Origin of the sequence: Cellulophaga sp. L1A9 (assembly GCF_009797025.1) — a bacterium.
Classification (GTDB): Bacteria; Bacteroidota; Bacteroidia; order Flavobacteriales; family Flavobacteriaceae; genus Cellulophaga.
In genome coordinates, this window is the sequence record NZ_CP047027.1 from 1,878,417 (window position 1) to 1,898,975 (window position 20,559).

20 protein-coding genes are annotated in these 20,559 nt (G+C 33.3%); 12 read left to right on the forward strand and 8 right to left on the reverse strand.

All coding sequences use genetic code 11. The features are described 5' to 3' along the window. Positions 1-102 precede the first annotated feature (102 nt). Both GQR94_RS08110 and GQR94_RS08115 read right to left on the reverse strand, forming a co-directional pair. Positions 103-801, reverse strand: coding sequence for a PspA/IM30 family protein (locus GQR94_RS08110; protein WP_158975017.1), 699 nt, complete (start codon positions 799-801; stop codon positions 103-105). Between the two features lie 23 nt (positions 802-824). After that, positions 825-1,220, reverse strand: coding sequence for a molecular chaperone Tir (locus GQR94_RS08115; protein WP_158975018.1), 396 nt, complete (start codon positions 1,218-1,220; stop codon positions 825-827). 156 nt (positions 1,221-1,376) lie between these two features. Between GQR94_RS08115 and GQR94_RS08120 the strand changes: the two genes are divergently transcribed. After that, positions 1,377-2,120 carry a helix-turn-helix domain-containing protein gene (locus tag GQR94_RS08120; RefSeq protein ID WP_158975019.1) on the forward strand — a complete coding sequence of 248 codons (744 nt, stop codon included), beginning with the start codon at positions 1,377-1,379 and terminating at the stop codon, positions 2,118-2,120. Positions 2,121-2,216: 96 nt separating this feature from the next. On the opposite strand, the gene GQR94_RS08125 is transcribed toward GQR94_RS08120, so the two are convergent. Then, positions 2,217-2,435: a hypothetical protein gene (locus GQR94_RS08125; RefSeq protein WP_158975020.1), complete on the reverse strand. Its 219-nt coding sequence runs from the start codon at positions 2,433-2,435 to the stop codon at positions 2,217-2,219. 305 nt (positions 2,436-2,740) lie between these two features. Here GQR94_RS08125 and GQR94_RS08130 point away from each other — a divergent pair, with 305 nt between their 5' ends. The 4 genes from GQR94_RS08130 to GQR94_RS08145 all read left to right on the forward strand — a co-directional run bounded on the left by GQR94_RS08130 (position 2,741) and on the right by GQR94_RS08145 (position 6,044). After that, the gene (locus GQR94_RS08130; protein ID WP_158975021.1) at positions 2,741-3,628 is read left to right on the forward strand and encodes a dienelactone hydrolase family protein; all 888 of its coding nucleotides are present in this window, start codon (positions 2,741-2,743) and stop codon (positions 3,626-3,628) included. 7 nt (positions 3,629-3,635) lie between these two features. Continuing rightward, the gene (locus GQR94_RS08135) at positions 3,636-4,094 is read left to right on the forward strand and encodes a hypothetical protein (RefSeq protein ID WP_158975022.1); all 459 of its coding nucleotides are present in this window, start codon (positions 3,636-3,638) and stop codon (positions 4,092-4,094) included. A 245-nt stretch (positions 4,095-4,339) separates the two neighbouring features. Continuing rightward, positions 4,340-5,050 (forward strand): hypothetical protein, encoded by a 711-nt coding sequence (locus GQR94_RS08140; RefSeq protein WP_158975023.1) that lies wholly within the window; start codon positions 4,340-4,342, stop codon positions 5,048-5,050. Between the two features lie 154 nt (positions 5,051-5,204). After that, complete coding sequence (locus tag GQR94_RS08145) at positions 5,205-6,044, forward strand: hypothetical protein (protein WP_233268658.1); 840 nt, start codon at positions 5,205-5,207, stop codon at positions 6,042-6,044. Between the two features lie 73 nt (positions 6,045-6,117). Here the strand turns inward: GQR94_RS08145 and GQR94_RS08150 are convergent, their stop codons facing one another. Continuing rightward, positions 6,118-7,323, reverse strand: coding sequence for an SH3 domain-containing C40 family peptidase (locus tag GQR94_RS08150; protein WP_158975024.1), 1,206 nt, complete (start codon positions 7,321-7,323; stop codon positions 6,118-6,120). A 184-nt stretch (positions 7,324-7,507) separates the two neighbouring features. Here GQR94_RS08150 and GQR94_RS08155 point away from each other — a divergent pair, with 184 nt between their 5' ends. Next, positions 7,508-7,882 carry a hypothetical protein gene (locus tag GQR94_RS08155; protein WP_158975025.1) on the forward strand — a complete coding sequence of 125 codons (375 nt, stop codon included), beginning with the start codon at positions 7,508-7,510 and terminating at the stop codon, positions 7,880-7,882. 65 nt (positions 7,883-7,947) lie between these two features. Here GQR94_RS08155 and GQR94_RS08160 read toward each other — a convergent pair whose 3' ends face one another. The 4 genes from GQR94_RS08160 to GQR94_RS08175 form a co-directional block, all read right to left on the reverse strand. Then, positions 7,948-8,592, reverse strand: coding sequence for a hypothetical protein (locus GQR94_RS08160; RefSeq protein ID WP_158975026.1), 645 nt, complete (start codon positions 8,590-8,592; stop codon positions 7,948-7,950). Positions 8,593-11,945: 3,353 nt separating this feature from the next. Further along, positions 11,946-12,389 carry a GNAT family N-acetyltransferase gene (locus tag GQR94_RS08165; RefSeq protein ID WP_158975027.1) on the reverse strand — a complete coding sequence of 148 codons (444 nt, stop codon included), beginning with the start codon at positions 12,387-12,389 and terminating at the stop codon, positions 11,946-11,948. Between the two features lie 3 nt (positions 12,390-12,392). Next, positions 12,393-13,313, reverse strand: coding sequence for a cation diffusion facilitator family transporter (locus GQR94_RS08170; protein WP_158975028.1), 921 nt, complete (start codon positions 13,311-13,313; stop codon positions 12,393-12,395). Positions 13,314-13,321: 8 nt separating this feature from the next. Further along, positions 13,322-13,753 (reverse strand): RpiB/LacA/LacB family sugar-phosphate isomerase, encoded by a 432-nt coding sequence (locus GQR94_RS08175; protein WP_158975029.1) that lies wholly within the window; start codon positions 13,751-13,753, stop codon positions 13,322-13,324. Positions 13,754-14,361: 608 nt separating this feature from the next. Between GQR94_RS08175 and rnr the strand changes: the two genes are divergently transcribed. The 6 genes from rnr to GQR94_RS08205 all read left to right on the forward strand — a co-directional run bounded on the left by rnr (position 14,362) and on the right by GQR94_RS08205 (position 20,448). Beyond that, positions 14,362-16,551: a ribonuclease R gene (gene rnr / locus GQR94_RS08180; RefSeq protein WP_158975030.1), complete on the forward strand. Its 2,190-nt coding sequence runs from the start codon at positions 14,362-14,364 to the stop codon at positions 16,549-16,551. A 65-nt stretch (positions 16,552-16,616) separates the two neighbouring features. After that, complete coding sequence (locus GQR94_RS08185) at positions 16,617-17,297, forward strand: head GIN domain-containing protein (RefSeq protein WP_158975031.1); 681 nt, start codon at positions 16,617-16,619, stop codon at positions 17,295-17,297. A 6-nt stretch (positions 17,298-17,303) separates the two neighbouring features. Then, positions 17,304-17,981 (forward strand): LysE family translocator, encoded by a 678-nt coding sequence (locus tag GQR94_RS08190; RefSeq protein WP_158975032.1) that lies wholly within the window; start codon positions 17,304-17,306, stop codon positions 17,979-17,981. 97 nt (positions 17,982-18,078) lie between these two features. Continuing rightward, positions 18,079-18,660 carry a Crp/Fnr family transcriptional regulator gene (locus tag GQR94_RS08195; RefSeq protein ID WP_158975033.1) on the forward strand — a complete coding sequence of 194 codons (582 nt, stop codon included), beginning with the start codon at positions 18,079-18,081 and terminating at the stop codon, positions 18,658-18,660. 64 nt (positions 18,661-18,724) lie between these two features. After that, positions 18,725-19,675, forward strand: coding sequence for a ketopantoate reductase family protein (locus GQR94_RS08200; RefSeq protein WP_233268659.1), 951 nt, complete (start codon positions 18,725-18,727; stop codon positions 19,673-19,675). Positions 19,676-19,839: 164 nt separating this feature from the next. After that, positions 19,840-20,448: a hypothetical protein gene (locus GQR94_RS08205; RefSeq protein ID WP_158975034.1), complete on the forward strand. Its 609-nt coding sequence runs from the start codon at positions 19,840-19,842 to the stop codon at positions 20,446-20,448. Positions 20,449-20,559 lie beyond the last annotated feature (111 nt).

The window sequence follows — 20,559 nt, forward strand, 5'->3', positions numbered from 1 at the left end:
ACGTATTATTTTTTTAAATATTGGTATTGTAAATAAACAACAAGCTCTTCTTTGGTTAAAGAAGAGCTTGTTGTTTACCGAAGTTATAGTATTGAACTAATATTATAACCCCATTTTTTTCTTAAGGGCTTCAAGGTCATTTTCGGCATTTATTTGTTTGCCATCTAAAACTTTATCAAGCTCTTCATCAATACTTTTAGATTCGTTTGCAATATCTCCATAAGCTTCAGCCAAGGCTTCTTCTTCAGTAACCTTCTCTTTCATTTTTTCTAACATGTTTACAGTGCTAGAACTATCAATTGCTGCCATTTGCTTATTTAAGTTTTTGGTAGCTTTCGAAACTTTTACACGAGCTTTAAGGGTTTTTAGTTCATTTTCCCACTTGCTAATGTTATTTCTTAAAACATTTACATTAGTTTCTAATTGAGAAACTGATTGAGAAAATTTTTCGACTTCAACAGTACAACGGTTTGCATGTTCTGCGTTTTCTTCTTTTTTAACTAAAGCTTCAGTCGCTAAACGATCTCCATCTTCGTTAGAAAGTTCTTCTTTACCTACTTTTTGCAATATTAACATAGCCTTATTTTGGTAATCTTTAGCTTTTGTTTCGAACTGTACTTTTTCGTTTTGAGAACGAATTAGCATAGCTTTTACCTGAGCAAGCCCTTCAAGAGCCTCGCCTAAATCACCTTTCATGTCCTTAATGCCTTGTTCAGTCATTTTAATAGGATCTTCCATTTTATCAATAGCAGAATGAGCTTCAGCTTTACCTACGTTAAATAATCTTTTAAATATATTCATGTTTTTTTATTAATAGTTTGTAATTAGGCTTTAGAAAACTGAATTATGTTTTCAGAATATTCACTTAACAATAAGCTTAGAGAGTTTATAGAACCTTCTAATTCGTTTAAATCAAGGTTTTCAATTTGTAATGTATCTCTAAAAATTACTTTTTCTCCTGTTTCATCTAAAACAAAAGCACCATGTATAATGTCTCTGTTTTTTTGTAATAATTGTTTAAAGATATCTTCACTTGGCTTTGTAATTTTAAAAATATACTGCTCAATTATTAAAATTGGGCTAGCAATTCCTATAATCAAATTGTTGATGCCTTCATCCTCATTTTGAATCATTAAAATTCCATCTTTCTCGTTTTCATGAGTAATGTTATAGTTCAACTCAAGCAAGTAATTTTTAATAATTTTAAATTGTTTTTTCATAGATTTTTACGAATTTTTCTGACTTTTCAGAGCTTTCATCCTTATAAGTTTTTGCTAATTATTTTAGAACTATCTTTGTTTTCTCTAAAAATTGTTACTTTTGATGTCTCAAATATAACTATTGCCGCTTAAATTGCAAATTTAATTAGCTGAATTATGTCGTTCTTCGGGAAAAATATAAAAAAAATTAGAGGAATAAAAGGATTAAGTCAAGAAGCTTTTGCAAATGTATTCCATTTAAAAAGAGCAACTTTAGGTGCTTATGAAGAGGGCAGGAGCGAACCTAAGATTGATACGATTATAAAAGTTGCTAATTATTTTAGTATATCTATTGATGATATGCTAACTAAAGATATAACTGTTAACCAATTATTGCGTTTTGATAGTGATATAACTACAGATGTAAATCAAATTGTAAAAGCAGGTTTTTCAGAGGTACCATTCGTTAATGCTCTCAATCGTAAAATTTTTATTGAAGAATTTAAAAGTTCACAAAGTTATAGCTCCTTACCTAAAATTAAAATACCTGTAGAAGCTAGCGTTCATTTATTAGCCTATACCGTTCAAGATTTATTTATGGAATCGAATGGTGAAGGATTGTTTCTTAACGATGTTGTTGTTGGCGAACATGTAGCGCCAAAAGATCTTGTTCAAGGAGATGTAGTAATTGTATTGCTAGATGAAGAATTGTTCATTAGAAGATTTGATAGTTCAGATACAGGGTATAATTTGTTAGCTGATCATATTAATATTCCGCCACTATTAATACCTTATAGTGTTTCTGTGTATTTCTGGAAGGTTTCGTATGTATTTTTAAAACAATACCCAAAATTTGCTTCGAAGTTAGAGGCTAGAATAAACCAGTTAGATGCTGAGTTAAAGCGTTTATCTTCAAAATAGATTTAAAGATAATTGCTTTGCTGTTCTATTTCCGTTTGATGTAAGAGGTGAAAAAATCTAATGGGAATTAAAGAAAAATTGTATTGATTGGGCGTATTAAGACAATTTAGTCTTGTTCGCTTTTGTAGTGAAAGACAATTCCTTTTTAACTCTAGAATTTTTGTGCATATATAAACGTGCCGTAGACGTTTCGTAGTTTGTTGTTGTAACGATAGTTTTTGTTGTCGTTTCTACTTTCACTTCTTTAGTAGTCTCTTGTGCTTGAGCAGTTACTCCGATAAAGATTAAAAAGATAGTGATAAGTAAAGTTTTCATGTCTTGTAATTTGTTACACTAGTATAACGCAGTACCTCTTGTTTTACTAGGTTCTCATTCGCTCAACGACACTGTTTTTCGTTGTCTTGGAAAATATCCGCTAAGCGGTAAAACTACCTCGATTAATGACACGTACACTATTTTCCGCTTGGCGGAACTCTGTGCATTTGGTCGGTAGTGAGCTGTAGGCGTTGGTTTTTATTATAGCGGTATGCCCTTTCGTTTATCGTTTACACATAGTGCCTTTTTGTATTAAAACATCAATAAAAAATTTCTTAACTTTCCTACTCACAAACAATAGGGCTATGAAAGATTTAAAAAAGGAGGCTATTTCTCAAGAGGTATTTGATTTGTATGATGATTATGCGCACAATAAATTAGACCGTAGGCAATTTGCAGAAAAACTATCGCTCTACGCGGTGGGTGGTCTTACGGTAGCTTCTTTATTAAGCTTTATGTCGCCCAACTATAAAGATACCTTACTGGTGCAACCCAATGATCCTAGCTTAGATTCTGACTATATTACCTATGATTCTCCTAAAGGTGGTGGTACTATAAAAGGCTTACTTTCTAAACCTAAGGATATTAAAACCAAACTTCCTGGAGTAATCGTGGTTCATGAAAACAGAGGTCTAAATCCGTATATAGAAGATGTAGGCAGACGCGTAGCCGTAGCGGATTTTATAAGTCTAGCTCCTGATGCCTTAACTCCGCTTGGCGGCTACCCTGGAAATGATGATGATGGAAGAGCCTTGCAAAAAGAACGGAACCAAGCAGAAATGTTGGAAGATTTTATTGCGGCCTATGAATACTTAAAAGCACACAAAGACTGCAATGGGCACATAGGCGTTGTTGGTTTTTGCTTTGGTGGGTGGATTGCCAATATGATGGCGGTACGTATTCCTGAGCTTGGCGCTGCGGTACCGTATTACGGTAGACAACCCGAAGCAGAAGATGTTGCCAAAATTAAAGCACCGCTACTCTTACAATATGGCGAATTAGACGAACGTGTAAATGCAGGAATACCTGCTTATGAAGCCGAATTAAAAGCTAATGCTATTCCGTATCAAGTTTATATATACCCTAAAGTAAACCACGGGTTTCATAATAACACTACCCCAAGATTTGATAAAGAAGCGGCCGATTTATCATGGAGCAGAACTATCGCTTTTTTTAAAGAACACTTGAAATAAAAGTAAAATGAAAACATTAGACGAAAACCTACATCTTGAAATAGAAAAATTATCTGAGCAAGGCGATGCCTTTGCTGAAACGGGTAATTATAGCGATGCCCTTACCGCATACTGGAATGCTTATGATCTAGTACCAGAGCCCAAAACAGATTGGGAAGCTACCACTTGGATCTTGGTGGCCATTGGCGATGCTAATTTTTTAGGTGCAGATTTTCAGGCGGGTGTAGAGAACCTCAGCAATGCCATGCATTGCCCTAATGGCATCGGCAATCCTTTTATACACTTAAGGCTTGGACAATGTCAGTTTGAAACCGGAAATTTAGATAGAGCCGCAGACGAGCTTACCAGAGCGTATGCGCTAGAAGGTGAGGAATTATTTGCGGATGACGACCCTAAATATTTTGAGTTTTTAAAAACAAAAATTACGCTAGAAAAACCAAAGAAAAAACCATGGTGGAAATTTTAGATGCTGATTTTCAATAGTTAGACCATTCCAAGGTTTGATAAAGGAGCTTCTGATAAAATAGTATTCCTGCAACCTAATTTTATTTAAGTAATTGATAATTAGTTGCTATTGATTGTATTAAAAATGTACAACATCACCCTAAAAAAACCTGTTCCCTCAAGGAAAGTGCTACTTCCCTCGTTTCTTGTATTCATCTTCATGAAAAGGACTTAGTTTTGAATCATCAATCTAAAAAACTAATCCACATGAAAGCCATTATTATCACCCTATTAAGCCTAACATTTCTAGCCTCTTGTACTCAAGAGAAAAAACCAAAAGTAGTCTATACGGACCAAGAAGCTAAAACGCTTGTAAAAGACACGTCTGTGATTGTTGTGGCAGATTTACCTATTCTGATAGACAGTACTAACTTTTTAATGCATCCTATAGGCGAATTACAATTGTATGCTAAGGATCGTAAGCTATCATCGAGTTCATGGAGTTATGCCGCTGGCACTAACTTTAGTATTGCAGAATACAACAATTATACCCTAAACGGAACGCTAAAAAATATAAAGTTTGAAGAAGCAGGCACCAACAAACTTGTACCGCTTACCGATAAAAATATGGTGATTACGTCTGCTCATTTCCTATGGGACTTGTATGAGAAAACAGGCAAACAGCTATTTATTTATGACGTGATTGATGCTGATACGAATAACGATGGCGCCTTAGATGGTATGGATATAAAAACCCTATATATCAGCAAAATAGACGGCTCTAGTTTTAAACGTTTGATGCCAAAAAATCATGAATTACTAGAGTGGAAGATCATACCAGAAATAGACCGTTTGTATGTAAAAAGTATTGAAGACACCAATAAAGACGGTAATTTTGATAAGAATGATAAATTGCATTACAACTATGTGTACTTAGTAGATGAGGCCTTAGAAGTGATTGATTATTACCCTAATTAATACCTATACATCCTCTTTTTCTCTGCAACTGATTCCCTATAGAAATACATAGAAAACTGGAATTTCGTTAAAAAATGATCTAATTGCCTAAAAAGTTGGTTTTTAAATGTTTGGCAGTCTTTTAAGTTTGTATATTATCGTCCTAATTTTGAAAATGATGAAAAAAAATTTTCCAGTGTTACTAGGCGCATTTTTAGTAACCACAATGATGGGCCTTACTGCTCAAGAAATTCCAGTAGAGAATCTAAACACTTTATTACCACAATACAGTCAGCAATACGCTAAAACCATATTAGCAGATGAAATTAAAGGCATCCATGTAGAGCATATTGCGCTAACAGGAAAAAACACCGTCTTAGATGCTACAGCAGATGGCAATAAATTAATCTACTTATTTTTTAAAGGGAATGGGACGGTAACCGCTGCAGGAACAGAATATGCTATTGTGCCTGAAACTATTTTATTGCCTAATGCCATTGAAGAGATTCAACTAAAAACAAGTGCAAATGATACGCTTCATTATTTAAGAATAGCGAGCAAACTAAGCAAGCAAGATCTTATTGATTTAGAGACGTTTCCTAAAGAGAATACGCAACAGGTATATTATAAGAAGTTTACCGATTGCGAGCCGTATACGGAGCCTATAAAGAGCCCAAATACGGTGAGTAGAACAATAATGCCTAATAAGATTATTCCTAGAATTGCCATGGGAACGGTACAAACAACAGGACCAGATAAAGTAGACCCGCATGAGCATCCTATGTTAGAACAACTATTTTTAGGACTTTCTGAAAATGATGTGATTGTTTATGCAGATGATGAGCATACGCCTTTAGAGGAATATGCTTTATTACATATTCCGTTAGGCTCTAGCCATTCTGTAACGGTAGCTAAAGAAAAAGTGATGTATTATGTATGGATGGATTTCTTTTTAGATGCCAAAGGCGAAGAGTGGTTAAAAACACACCAAGTGATTGAGAAAGAAAACGAATAAGTAACTGCTCTCATAAAAAAAGGTCCTATAACACTGTTGTAGGACCTTTTTTTATGAATAATTTGAACTGGTGCTAGTCATTAAAAACAGGCGTCTGCTTCAAATTTACAAGCGCGCCCACCGTACTTTTTGCCACACGTTTTGCTCGTAAAAACCTATCGTGATTGGCTTCATCATAATTATCGGCCTTTTTATCCATACTACTTATATGTACCTGCCCTGAGGAATGTATAAACTCATTATTGCCTATCCACATCCCTACATGCACCACTATTTCGGTTTTATCATCCGTAGCTGGTTTCCCAAAAAACAATAAATCTCCAGGAAGGAGTTTTTTAAAATTTTCTTTGGTATCAATCAGTTCCCCCGTATGTACTTGTTGCGATGCATCACGAGGAATAATCATTCCGTTTAAAAAGTAAATGGTTTTTGTAAAACCGCTACAATCTACTCCTTTGGTAGAAGTGCCACCCCACAAATACGGTACGCCCATTAATTGTTTAGAAGTAGCCACTAAGTTTTCTTGACTTGGTTCTGCAGTTGCCAACCATTCTCTGTACCAGCTAGCCTCGGTTTTAGCAACGTAAGCTTCTCGCCCATCTGGGTACTTTACCATAAAAAAATCACTTTCTTCATCTTCATCCGTTACAAGCAATTCTAGAATTCCCCCTGCAACAATATCAGAAACTACTTGAGAGTTTTCATCTGGCATGGTATACGTATTTCCACTAATCTTAGTATAGATTATCTTTTGTGCATCTTTCCAATGCTGATAATCGGCTGCATTCATAGCTACAATTCCGCCATCATCTACCCATGATAAATACTGGTCTGGCGTTTGAATCAAGGACCACGACCCGTCTTTCTTAATTATTTTTACAGGCGTCCCTAATGTTGCTTGTGTGCCTAGTTCTGCCGAATGTTTAGGATTGCTTCTTAAATTGGCTACAGATATGGTAACCAGACCAAAAGTTTTATCTTTTAAATCTTCTTCAGGTAATATTTTTATATCGTCTACAAATTCTATTCCCTCTGCTGTTAAACGTTCTCTTAATGCCGTTACAGCTTCAGGAAGGTTACTTTCTCCATATAGCGTATAGTTATTTTTTATTCTATAGGCAGAAACATCAAATAAAGCTACCCGCTTATCTGGGGCGTATTCTGATCGTATAGTTGCAATATCATCCACTAAAACAGCATCATTTTTATCATCACTAGAGCAAGAAAATAAAGTGAATAGTAGGAAGGGAAAGGTAATAATAGAACTAATTTTTTTCATGGACACAAATTTGATAGCAATGGTCAGCCCTAAAATTAAGGTTATTTTTTTAGTTACACGGTATTCCTAACAAGAACTTAACGGTGTTATTAAGGGTAAAATCTAAAGCCTTAAAAACCTTAACACACTGTTAATCAATGCTTATTATTTTGTAGTGGTGTAGATATTACGTACTTTCAAGATTATGATCGAATCTGAAAAACTAGAAAACAAGAACTTAATTGAAAAATCGGTGACCCATTTGCAGGCTACCGGATTTGAGCACATTAAAGCTGATATTGAAGGTTACGAGACTCCGAAATCATACACCAGAAAAGGGCATGATTCCAAAATAACTCCAGATATTGTTGCGATAAAAAATGGTAGAAAGTACTTTTTTGATATTAGTCTAAAATCTAAAAAACCTAGGTTATTGAAGACCAAATGGTTGTTTTTAGATACCATAAGCCGTATGAGATCAGAACGGTTTAGGATTATTACGACTAAAGGGCATTATAAATTTACAGAGGATATGCTAGAAGATATTAATCTAGCAAACAAACAACCTATAAAACTTTAATTTTTAAAAAAGCAATGGAAAAAGCGCCTTATGGGCGCTTTTTTTATGCATAATAAGCCTGTGTATTATTTTTTAATTTGTTGTACATAGTCCGCAATAAATTGTTCTACTTGGCTAGGTGCTGTAAATTTTTTGTTCTCATCATCAACTTCTATACTTATTAAATACCTGCTGCTATCATAAGCCAAATAGCCTACCGTATCTGAGCTACCACCCATAGATCCAAAACGTGGAGATATAATAATTTCTTTATCAAAATGATTAATGCTTGTTGCCAGATGTGCTCCGATAATTACCGATGCCGGAGTAGCATCAAAAGCCATGAGATACATCTCTTTATGAATGCTTCCTGATTCTGTCTTAAAATATGGATCATTAAAATCGAATATCGTAACGCGCAGTTCTTGACAAGTTTCTGGCAAACAATAGGTAAATTTTAATTGCCCATGGTATGGATCTATATCCGTTGCCGTGCAAGCATTGATCTTTTTAAATAGATAACCAGCATAGCTCGTTACTTTGGGAAACTTAGCATATAAATGTGCTTTTTGTTTTTTACAGCTTAATTTGTTTAAGGGCGTAATGACAATTTCTCCACGGTCTTTTAAAGATAAACAAGAAGCAGAATCACCTTTTACACATGGGGTTGATTGTGATACTACAGGCTGATAAATGGCTAGTAGTATTAAAATAATTAGTATTTTTTTCATCTTTTTTTGATGTTGGTCTTTAGGTTAATCAGGTACTGGCTTGGGATTGAATCGCCTCTTTCATCTATGTATTATGATAAAGACGAATTACTACATAAACGTCACTCTTTAACTATTATTTTCTGCTGAGGTTTTAAAGTGAATGTTCTGCTTTGGCTATAAGTTTTAAGAGCATTAATAGCTTCTCTATTCTAATGATTTCATAAGTTGTCTTTGAAAATTCAACAACCGTTCATGAAATAATAAAGAACTGTCCTTGAAATTGTACTTGCTATGATCTTGAAAAATCAATAACTGTCATTGAAAAATCAACAACTGTCATTGAAATTGTACTTGCTATGATGTTGAAAAATCAACAACCGTCGTTGAAACTATGAAGCATATTATAAAATGAAATTGTCAGTTCGAGTGATTTTCATGAAGTGAAACGAAAGGAAAAGTGTATCGAGAACCCATGCCTGATAAAAAGCTTCTCGATACGAATCACTCCCCCGCTATCGCTACAAAATCATTCACTCGAAGTGACAGTTCTATTTAAACAACCGTCATTGAAATAATCAACAACTGTCATTGAAATATCAAGACTAAAAAAAACGAAATTGTCAGTTCGAGTGCTTTTCATGAAGTGAAACGAAAGGAAAAGTGTATCGAGAACTCATGCCTGATAAAAAGCTTCTCGATACGAATGACTTCTCCGCTATCGCTCCAAAATCATTCACTCGAAGTGACAGTACAATTTCAACAACTGTCCTTGAACTTGTACCTGATGTGATGTTGAAAAATCAACAACTGTCATTGAAATATCAAGACTAAAAAAAAATTAAATTGTCAGTTCGAGTGGTTTTCATGAAGTGAAGCGAAAGGAAAAGTGTATCGAGAACCCATGCCTGACAAAAAGCTTCTCGATACAAATGACTTCTCCGCTATCGCTACAAAATCATTCAATCGAAGTGACATCCCAGCTTCAACAACTGGCAATGGAATTCAAGGACTGTCATTGAAATTCAACAACCTTCATTGAAAAATCAAGCCTAAAAAAAATAAAATTGTCAGTTCGAGTGCTTTGACCAGAGGGAAAAGTGTATCGAAAACCCATACCTGATAAAAAGCTTGTCGATAGGAATAATTCCTCCGCTATCGCTACAAAATCATTCACTCAAAGTAACAGTACAATTTCAACAACTGCTCATAAAAAATCAACAACTGTCCTTGAAATTGTACTTGCTATGATGTTGAAAAATCAACAACCGTCATTGAAAAATAAAACCTCAAAGAAAAACGAAATTGTCAATTCGAGTGCTTTTCATGAAGTGAAACGAAAGGAAAAGTGTATCGAGAACCCATGCGTGATAAAAAACTTCTCGATACAAATGACTTCTCCGCTAGCGCTGCTAAGTCATTCACTCGAAGTGACATCCCAGTTTCAACAACTGCTCATTAAATAATGAACAACTGGCAATGGATTCAAGGACTGCCATTGAAATTCAACAACCGTCATTGAAAAATAAAACCTAAAAAAAATAAAATTGTCAGTTCGAGTGGTTTTCATGAATTGAAACGAAAGGAAAAGTGTATCGAGAACCCATGCCTGACAAAAAGCTTCTCGATACAAATGACTCCTCCGCTATCACTACAAAATCATTCACTCGAAGTAACAGGACAATTTCAACAACTGCTCATGAAATAATGAACAACTGTCCTTGAAATTGCACTTGCTATGATCTTGAAAAATCAACAACCGTCATTGAAAAAATAAAACCTAAAAGAAAAACGTAAGTGTCAGTTCGAGTGCTTTTCATGAAGTGAAGCGAAAGGAAAAGTGTATCGAGAACACATACCTACTAAAAAGCTACTCGATAGGAATGACAGTACAATTTCAACAACTGTTCATGAAATAATGAACAACTGGCAATAGAATTCAAGGACTGTCATTGAAAATCAACAACCGTCATTGAAAAATAAAACCTAAAAGAAAAACGTAAGTGTCAGTTCGAGTGCTTTTCATGAAGTGAAACGAAAGGAAAAGTGTATCGAGAACCCATGCCTGATAAAAAGCTTCTCGATACAAATGACTTCTCCGCTATCGCTCCAAAATCATTCACTCGAAGTGACAGTACAATTTCAACAACTGTTCATGAAATAATGAACAACTGGCAATGGAATTCAAGGACTGTCATTGAAAATCAACAACCGTCATTGAAAAATAAAACCTAAAAGAAAAACGTAAGTGTCAGTTCGAGTGCTTTTCATGAAGTGAAGCGGAAGGAAAAGTGTATCGAGAACCCATACCTACTAAAAAGCTTCTCGATAGGAATGACAGTACAATTTCAACAACTGTTCATGAAATAATGAACAACTGGCAATAGAATTCAAGGACTGTCATTGAAAATCAACAACCGTCATTGAAAAATCAAGTCTAAAAGAAAAACGAAATTGTCAGTTCGAGTGCTTTTCATGAAGTGAAACGAAAGGAAAAATATATCGAGAACCCATGCCTTACAAAAAACTTCTCGATACAAATGACTTCTCCGCTATCGCTCCAAAATCATTCACTCGAAGTGACAGTACAATTTCAACAACCGTTCATGAAATAATCAACAACTGTCCTTGAACTTGTACTAGAAGTAGTAATACGAATTCAACAACCGTCATTGAAAAATAAAACCTGAAAAAAAACAAAAGTGTCAGTTCGAGTGCTTTTCATGAAGTGAAACGGAAAGAAAAATATATAGAGAACCCATGCCTGATAAAAAGCTTCTCGATACAAATGACTTCTCCGCTATCGCTCCAAAATCATTCACTCGAAGTGACATCCCTGTTTCAACAACTGCTCATGAAATAATCAACAACTGTCCTTGAAATTGTACTTGCTATGATGTTGAAAAATCAACAACTGTCATTGAAATATCAAGACTAAAAAAAATGAAATTGTCAGTTCGAGTGGTTTTCATGAAGTGAAACGAAAGGAAAAGTGTATCGAGAACTCATGCGTGATAAAAAACTTCTCGATACAAATGACTTCTCCGCTATCGCTCCAAAACCATTCACTCGAAGTGACAGTTCTATTTCAACAACCATCATTGAAAAACCAAAACTAAAAGAAAAAACGAAATTGTCAGTTCGAGTGCTTTTCATGAAGTGAAACGAAAGGAAAAGTGTATCGAGAACCCATGCCTGATAAAAGCTTCTCGATAGGAATGATTTCTCCGCTATCGCTACAAAATCATTCACTCGAAGTGACATCCCAGTTTCAACAACCGTTCATGAAATAATCAACAACCGTCCTTGAAATGATATTTATTGTGGTACTAAAAATTCAACAACCGTTCATGAATTAACAAGTTATGAACAGGCTAATTTTTAATCATATTCATATGCGGAATACCATCTTCTAAATACTCCTCACCAACCACATTGAAGCCTAATGATGTATAAAATTTTAAAAGGTATTTCTGTGCAGAAATACGAATCGTATCTTCTCCATAAGCTCTTTTAACTGCTGCAATAGAAGCGTTCATAATTTCTTTACCAAAACCATCTTTTCGGTATTTGGGACTAACCACTACCCTACCTATACTGGCTTCATCAAAATAATCGCCTGCATTAAAAATACGCGTATAGGCAGCTACATCAGCATCCTTGTACCCTATAACATGTAATGATTTAAAGTCTTTACCATCTACATCTTGGTATACACAATCTTGTTCTACCACAAAAACTTCACTTCGTAATTGTAAAATAGCATACAATTCTGTTGTAGATAATTCTTCGAACTTTTTTACTTGAACCTTTAGCATAGCTTAATCTTGAACAATAATTTGTTTGTTATCAATCTTATCATATTCCGGCTGAATATTTACATGGTTAATTCCGAATTTATGAAACACCTCTTCTTCTATTTTTTCTAGAATAACATCAAACTCTGATAAACGAATATCCGTATCAAAATCTATATGAGCTTCTAAATGTATTTCGTCTTCATTTAATTGCCAAATATGAACATGGTGCACATTCTTAATCGTATCTATCTTCTGTAATGCTTCAACAATTTTATTTACTTCTATGGTATTGGGAGTAAAAAGCATAAGTACCCGTGTAGAACTTTTTAAAAGATCATAGCCTACATAAATAAGGTAAAACGCAATAATTAAGGTAAGTAGAGCATCTACCCAATACAATTCATAAAATTTCATGACCAAACCTCCTATTAATACCGCTACGGATGCTAACATGTCTGTTAATAAATGCAGATAAGCAGATTTCATGTTCATATTGCTATCAGCGTCTTTCTTTAATAATAAGACACTCAACCCATTAGCGACAATACCCAATAAGGAAAGCCAGATAACAATATTTGATTGAATAATAGGCTGCGCTTCAAAAAAACGTTCTACAGCTTCTTTGATTAAAATAATGGCTATTACAATTAAGGAAGCAGCGTTTACAAAGGCTGCAATAATCTCTGCACGTTTGTATCCAAAGGTCTTATTGGTAGAAGCTTCTTTCTTTGCAAATAAGGTCGCTATATAACTTACAATAAGCGATAAGACATCACTAAAATTGTGCAGCGCATCTGATAATAAAGATAAACTACCAGAAACTAAACCCCCAATAACTTGCGCTACGGTGATGATGATATTTAATAAGATAGAAATAAGGAGGTTTCTTCCTTTTAAATCTGGATGGTTATGTTGGTGGCCATGTGCGTGATTGTGACCCATATCCTAAATTATTTACAAGGTATTTTTTCTACTCTACCTTCATGTCTACCCCCTTCAAACTTGGTATCTAAAAATGTTTTTACCATTTCTAAAGCTTGAGGTAAAGAAATATAACGTGCAGGAAGACTTAATATGTTAGCATCATTATGTTGCCTAGCTAATGCTACAATCTCATTGGTCCAACATAAAGCAGAGCGTACTTGTTGATGTTTATTTGCTGTAATAGAAGCGCCGTTACCACTACCACATATAATGATACCAAAATCTACAGCATTTGAAGCAACATCTTCCGCCACCGGATGAACAAAATCTGGATAGTCTACACTATCAAAACTATCAGTTCCGTAGTTCTTAACCTCTATATGCATAGATTTTAACATGCCTACTATGGCTAATTTGTAATCTGTACCGGCATGGTCATTGCCTATAGCTATCTTCATAATACACTGTTATTTATACCGTAAAGGTACAAATACCTATGGTTTCACCACAGATTTTGGCTTATTAACAACATTTTTTTAACCATACCGAAAAGATGCTGTTACTTAGCTCTTTAGTAATTATGTGGAATTGTTGATAAACTACTTAAAAAAACTAACTAGTAAATTTTGATATTAAATAGTAATTCTGGTTTACGAAACTTATTGGTATTTCAACGATAAACTTCTAAAAATCTACAGGAAAGATATCACCACTTCAAACCGAGTAGTTAACAATAAATTTACATCTACTTATCAATAAATTGATGTTAACAGAAGTTATTAAGATTAGTTGATAACGTATTTAAAGGACTGATTTTAAATTTATAATCAATTGTATAAATTGTCAATAAAGTTATTTATACACGCAAAACAAGTAAACTTAATTAAATTTATATCGGTTATTAACACACTATAATAATCACCATTTTATTTAAATTTTAAAAAAAAGAAAAAGTATATATATTATATATGTTTATAACTAAGAAGATTTAAAAAAGTGACTTTACGAATGCTTAATGCTACCTATGGATTATAATTTGTAATTTTCCGATAAATTAAAGAATTGAATGTCGAAGAAAAAGAAAAGGTCTTCAGGACAGAAAAAGAATGAAATTACAAGAGGTATTTTCACTGTCCTAGAAAAGGAACCTAATAAAAGTTTTAATTACAAAGAGATTGCTGCTAAAATACAAATTAGTGATGCTAACGACCGTAATGACTTAATAAAGAGATTAGTACAACTAAAAGAGAAACGTAGAATTGTAGAAACTTCCCCTGGAAAATACAAGGCTATAGAGAATACTAAAACATACCATACTGGTACTGTAGATATTACAGGAAGAGGTAATGCTTACATTATTATTGATGGTATGGACGATGATGTTTTCGTTCCAGTAAACAAAATAAACAAGGCTTTTCATAAGGATACGGTCGAAATTTACATCTATCCACGTAGAAAAGGGAAGAAATTAGAAGGCGAAGTCACTAAAATTGTAAAACGTTTTAAGACTAGTTTTGTAGGGATTCTTGATATGCAAAAGTCTTTTGCTTTTGTTCGTGTTGGAGATTTTAGAATGTATACTGATTTCTTTATTCCGAAAGATAAAATTAACAATGCACAAGACGGCGATAAAGTTATTGTAGAATTTAATGAATGGCCCGATAAAACAGATTCTCCTTACGGAACAATTACGCAAGTTTTAGGAAAACCAGGAGAACACAATACAGAAATACATTCCATTTTAGCAGAATATGGTTTACCCTATGAATTTCCGGTAGAAGTAGAACAATTTGCTAATGATTTAGATACGTCTATTAAACCAGAAGAAATTGCAAAGCGTAGAGATATGCGTGATACGCTAACCTTTACAATTGATCCACGTGATGCTAAAGATTTTGATGATGCCTTGTCTTTTGAAGTATTGGATAATGGGAATTTTGAAATAGGAATTCATATTGCAGATGTTTCACATTATCTTTTACCAGATACCGTGATGGATGATGAAGCTTATGAAAGAGCAACATCGGTATATTTAGTAGACAGAGTAGTACCTATGTTACCAGAAGTACTTTCTAATAATGCCTGTTCTTTACGTCCGCATGAAGAGAAATATACCTTCTCTGCTATTTTTGAAATAGATAAAAAAGCACATGTTATCAACGAATGGTTTGGCCGTACGGTTATAAATTCTAACGAACGTTTTTCTTACGAAGAAGCACAGCATATTATTGAAAATAAAGTAAATAGCATTCCTGAAGATATTTCTATTAGAGATGCTGCTTATGAAGTTTCTGATGCTGTTGTTAATGCCACTTTAAAATTAGATGAACTTGCAAAAATTATGCGTGCGCGTAGAATGAATGCAGGGGCTATCTCTTTTGATAAATTAGAAGTACGATTTAATTTAACACCAGAAGGTGAACCAGAAAGTGTTTATTTTAAAGAAGCAAAGGACGCTAATAAACTTATTGAAGAGTTTATGCTTTTAGCGAATAGAAAAGTTGCAGAATTTATCGGGAAGCAAAAACCAGAGAAAACATTTGTGTATCGCGTGCATGATGAGCCAAATGAAGAGAAACTGATGGCATTAAACGGAATCATATCTCGTTTTGGTCATAAGTTAGACTTCAAAAATAAAAAGACCATAAGCAGCTCTTTAAATCAACTTTTAGAAGATGTAAAAGGCAAAGGCGAACAAAATATGGTAGATACTCTTGCTATACGAACCATGAGTAAGGCTATTTATACCACAGATAATATTGGTCACTATGGTTTAGCTTTTGATTATTATACACATTTTACCTCGCCAATACGTAGGTATCCTGATGTTATGGTACACCGTTTATTGCAGCATTATTTAGATCATGGTGCCTCTGCTAAAAAAGAAGTGTACGAAGAAAAATGTAAACATTCTTCTGACATGGAAGGTTTAGCCTCTAGTGCAGAGCGTGATTCTATTAAGTACATGCAAATTAAATTCATGGAAGATCATCAAGATCGTGAATTTATTGGTGTTATTTCTGGAGTAACAGAATGGGGTATCTATGTAGAAATTATAGAAAACAAATGCGAAGGAATGGTTCGTATTAGTGATATAAAAGGCGATTATTATAATTTTGATGAAAAGGAATATGCAATTATTGGGGAACGTACCAAGAAAGTATACCAACTTGGGGATGAAGTTAAAGTAATGGTGAAGAATACAGATCTTGTAAAAAGACATTTAGATTTTACACTGATTGGTAAAGCAGAATAACGAAGTTTTATATTTTGGAATAGAATTTGTTTAGTAATGTTTAGTATTACCTAAAAACAAAAAAAATGAAACAATATTTTATAGTAACTTTCTTAGTGTTTGTACTAATTAATGGGCATGCACAAACCGAGAAGGTTACTCAAGATCTTGATAAATTTACGACGGTCAAAGCCTTTGATGGGTTGTCTATTAATTTAATAAAATCTACCGTTAATAAAGCAGTGATCACCGGTGCAAATACCAGTAAGGTTGCTATTATTAATAATGATGGTGTATTAAAATTACGAATGGAGATTGGTAAAATTTTCAGTGGTTATAGAACTTTCGTAGATTTGTACTATACTGATGAGTTAATTACTATCGATGTTAATGAAGATGCACGTATTACCAGTAAAGAAGTTATAAAACAGGATTTACTAGAGCTTAAAGCTCAGGAAGGTGGTGAGTTAATTATTAACACTCAAGTAGAACAATTACTTATTAAAACTGTTACTGGTGGTATTATTACGACTACAGGATTTTCTGATAATCAAGATGTGATGATCAATACCGGTGGTATTTATCAAGGAAAATCTTTTAAAACAAATTTTACTACTGTAAATGTAAATGCAGGTTCTAAAGCAGAAATTTATGCTATTAACTATGTGAAAGCAAGTGTTAAGGCAGGAGGAGAAGTTTTAGTGTATGGCAATCCGAAAAAAATGGACGAAAAAACTGTTTTTGGCGGGACTATAACCAGAATGTAAAAATTTATGATTGAAGATATACAGGCAGCCATTCCATTAGGTTTTTTTTTAAGCTTTATGATTGGCCCTGTTTTTTTTGTATTACTAGAAACAAGTGCTACAAAAGGGTTTAGAGCTGCGCTTATATTTGATTTAGGCGTTATTTTAGCAGATATATTATTTATTACAGCAGCTTATTTTAGTAGTTTTCAATTGCTTGAGAATTTGAGCAATCAGCCAGGACTCTATGTTTTTGGTGGCGCTATATTATTGGTTTATGGTATTATTACTTTTAAAACCAAACAAGTAAAACTTAGAGATGAAGCGGTGAAAGTAACTAGCGGTCATTACCTAAGTTTATTCGTAAAAGGCTTTCTCCTTAATTTTATTAATATTGGTGTGCTGGTTTTCTGGCTCGGAATTATCATTATTGTTGGTCCTAGTTTAGATAATAATAGCGATCGTATTCTCGTATTTTTTGGTGCTATGATAGGTGCTTATTTTGTAACTGATATTTTTAAAATGTTATTAGCAAAGCAGTTACGTAAAAAATTAACTCCAAAACGTATCTTTTTAGTAAAAAAAGTATTGGGTATTATCTTAATTATCTGTGGTCTTGTATTAATTACGAAAGGCTTTTTACCTAAAGACAAATTAAACCTTCAAGAAGGAATAGAATTAATTAGGGAGGCGGAGCAACAATAGCATTGTAGTTTATAAATTAGAAATTCCTGTTATAATGTAGGCTCTAATCACAGTTGTTAATACATGAGGTAAAGTAGTTTTACAAACAAATTAATGTATGGAGAAATCCAAAATAAATACCTATTTCCATTCTCTATTTCCTATTCCAGAACCCGTTGTCGAAAAAATTACAGCAACATTCTGCCCTTTTACTTTAGAAAAGAATACCATTTTATTAGATAAAAATACCATCAGTACTAAAACTTATTTTTTAGAACAAGGGTATGTACGGTCTTATATTTTAAATGAAGATAATGAGGAAGTAACTACAAACATTTATGCAGCTCCTTGCTTTGTCAATGATTTTTTATCTTTTTTTAAAAAGCAACCCACCAAAGAAGTGTATCAAACCTTAACAGATTGTTCTTTTTGGGAAACTAATTTTGATAATGTACAGGCTAACTTTCATAACATCACTGAATTTAGAGAATTTAGCAGGCTACTGTTTGTTATAAATTACTATAAATTAAATGATAGATTGATAGAAATGGCTAGTCAGAAAGCAGAAACTAGGTATTTAAATCTTTTAAAAGTACAACCGCATATTTTCCAACATGTACCGCTTAAAATTATAGCGTCCTATTTAGGGATTACGGATAGTACTTTGAGTAGAATTAGAAAAGAAATTAGTAAAATGTAATTTCTTGTCATTTATCAAGTGGCTTTTTAAAAATGCCTATTCATCTTTGTGAAAAACAAATGTAATGATGAATAAAAAACATATAGTTATTATTGGTCTTGGTGGTGTTGGTGGTTATTTTGGATTTAAAATTAACCAAGCCAATGAAAAAAATAAACAATATAAGATATCCTTTGTTGCTAGAGCTAATACCTATGCTACTGTAAAAGAAAAAGGCTTAACACTACTGTCTTCTGAATATGAAAATAGTAGTACCTATCCCGATGCTATTTATGAACATATTTCAGCTATTAAAGATCCTGATTTAATATTGATTTGTGTGAAAGAATATGATTTAGAAGATGTTTGTACACAACTTTCTAATACTATTACACCCAATACCATTTTATTGCCTATGATGAATGGTGCAGATATTTATGATCGTATTAGGGCATTAGCACCAAATACTACTATTTTGCCTTCTTGTGTTTATGTAGCTTCACATATAAAAGAAAAAGGTATTGTTGCGCACAAAGGTGCAGCTGGAAAGTTAATATTAGGCAAAGATGAAGCACATAATTCAGAAAATTTAGAGTGGATAGTCGCCCTATTAGAAAACAGTAAAATTGATTTTGAATTAAAAGAGAATGCGCAAACGGCTATCTGGTCAAAATTTATATTTATTGCTAGTTTTGGTTTGGTAACTGCTAAACACAATTCTTCTATAGGTGCGGTATGTACTGTGGCTTCTCAGAAAGAAGAAGCTACCCAAATAATGCTTGAAATAAAAACTATTGCGGCAAAAAAAGGTATTCTTTTAGCAGAAGATATTATTCAGAAAACTTTTGAAAAGGCAGGTACTTTTCCACCAACGACACCTACTTCTTTACAATTGGATGTGCATTCTGGAAAGAATAAAACAGAATTAGAATTGTTTGCAGGGGCTGTTATTACCTATGGTATTTTAGAAAATAGTGCAACCGTATGTACCAAACGTATTTATGATGAAATTAAAGCAGCACATAAAAACTTGTAATGCATTAAGGTAGTTCTAATTCATTATAAATAGAAGAAACTAATACGTAGTAAGATAAGTACTAAAAGTAGCTAAGAACGACTTAAAATGTTTTTACACGCATTTTTTAGGTTGATTGGTACTACTGCTTAAATCAATTTTGAAGAATATAAAAATTAGCCCTAATGGAAGAAATTTTTTTGAATCTTTTTAGAAAGTATACTAACGATGATTTGTATGCTACCGCATGTTGGAAAGCACTAGAACTTAAGTATAGCGCTACTTCTAGACATTACCATAATTTGGAACATTTGGCATATATGTTTGCTTTATTAGAAACAGTGAAATCTAAAGTGGAGCATTTAGATGCGTTGTTATTTGCTATTTATTATCATGATAGTATTTATAGTATTACCAAAAGTGATAATGAGCACCAAAGTGCCTTGTATTTTAAAAAAATGATTTCAAAAACATCTTTTGATGCTATTACGGAAGTTATGGATCTTATTGAAGCTACAAAAGAACATAAGTTATCTAAAGATCATGATACAAATGTGCTGTTAGATTTAGATTTAGCAGTTTTAGGAGAAAAGCCTGAAAATTATCTTATTTATGCCAAAGCTATACTAAAGGAATATTATATCTATCCCGATTTTATGTATCGTAAAGGAAGAAAAAAAGTATTGATGAATATGTTGAATTTAGAAGGGATTTATAAAACTGATTTCTTTAAAACTCAGTTTGAAGCTACCGCGAGAGAAAATTTAAGTGCCGAATTAAAGCGTTTGGACTAACTAGGAATACTCTTAATTAGCTTAGTTTTTGATATTATAATATCATCTTGTGTCCTGATACTTAGGGAGAATTAGGGACCAATTTTCTTTTAATTTGGTATTTTTAATAAA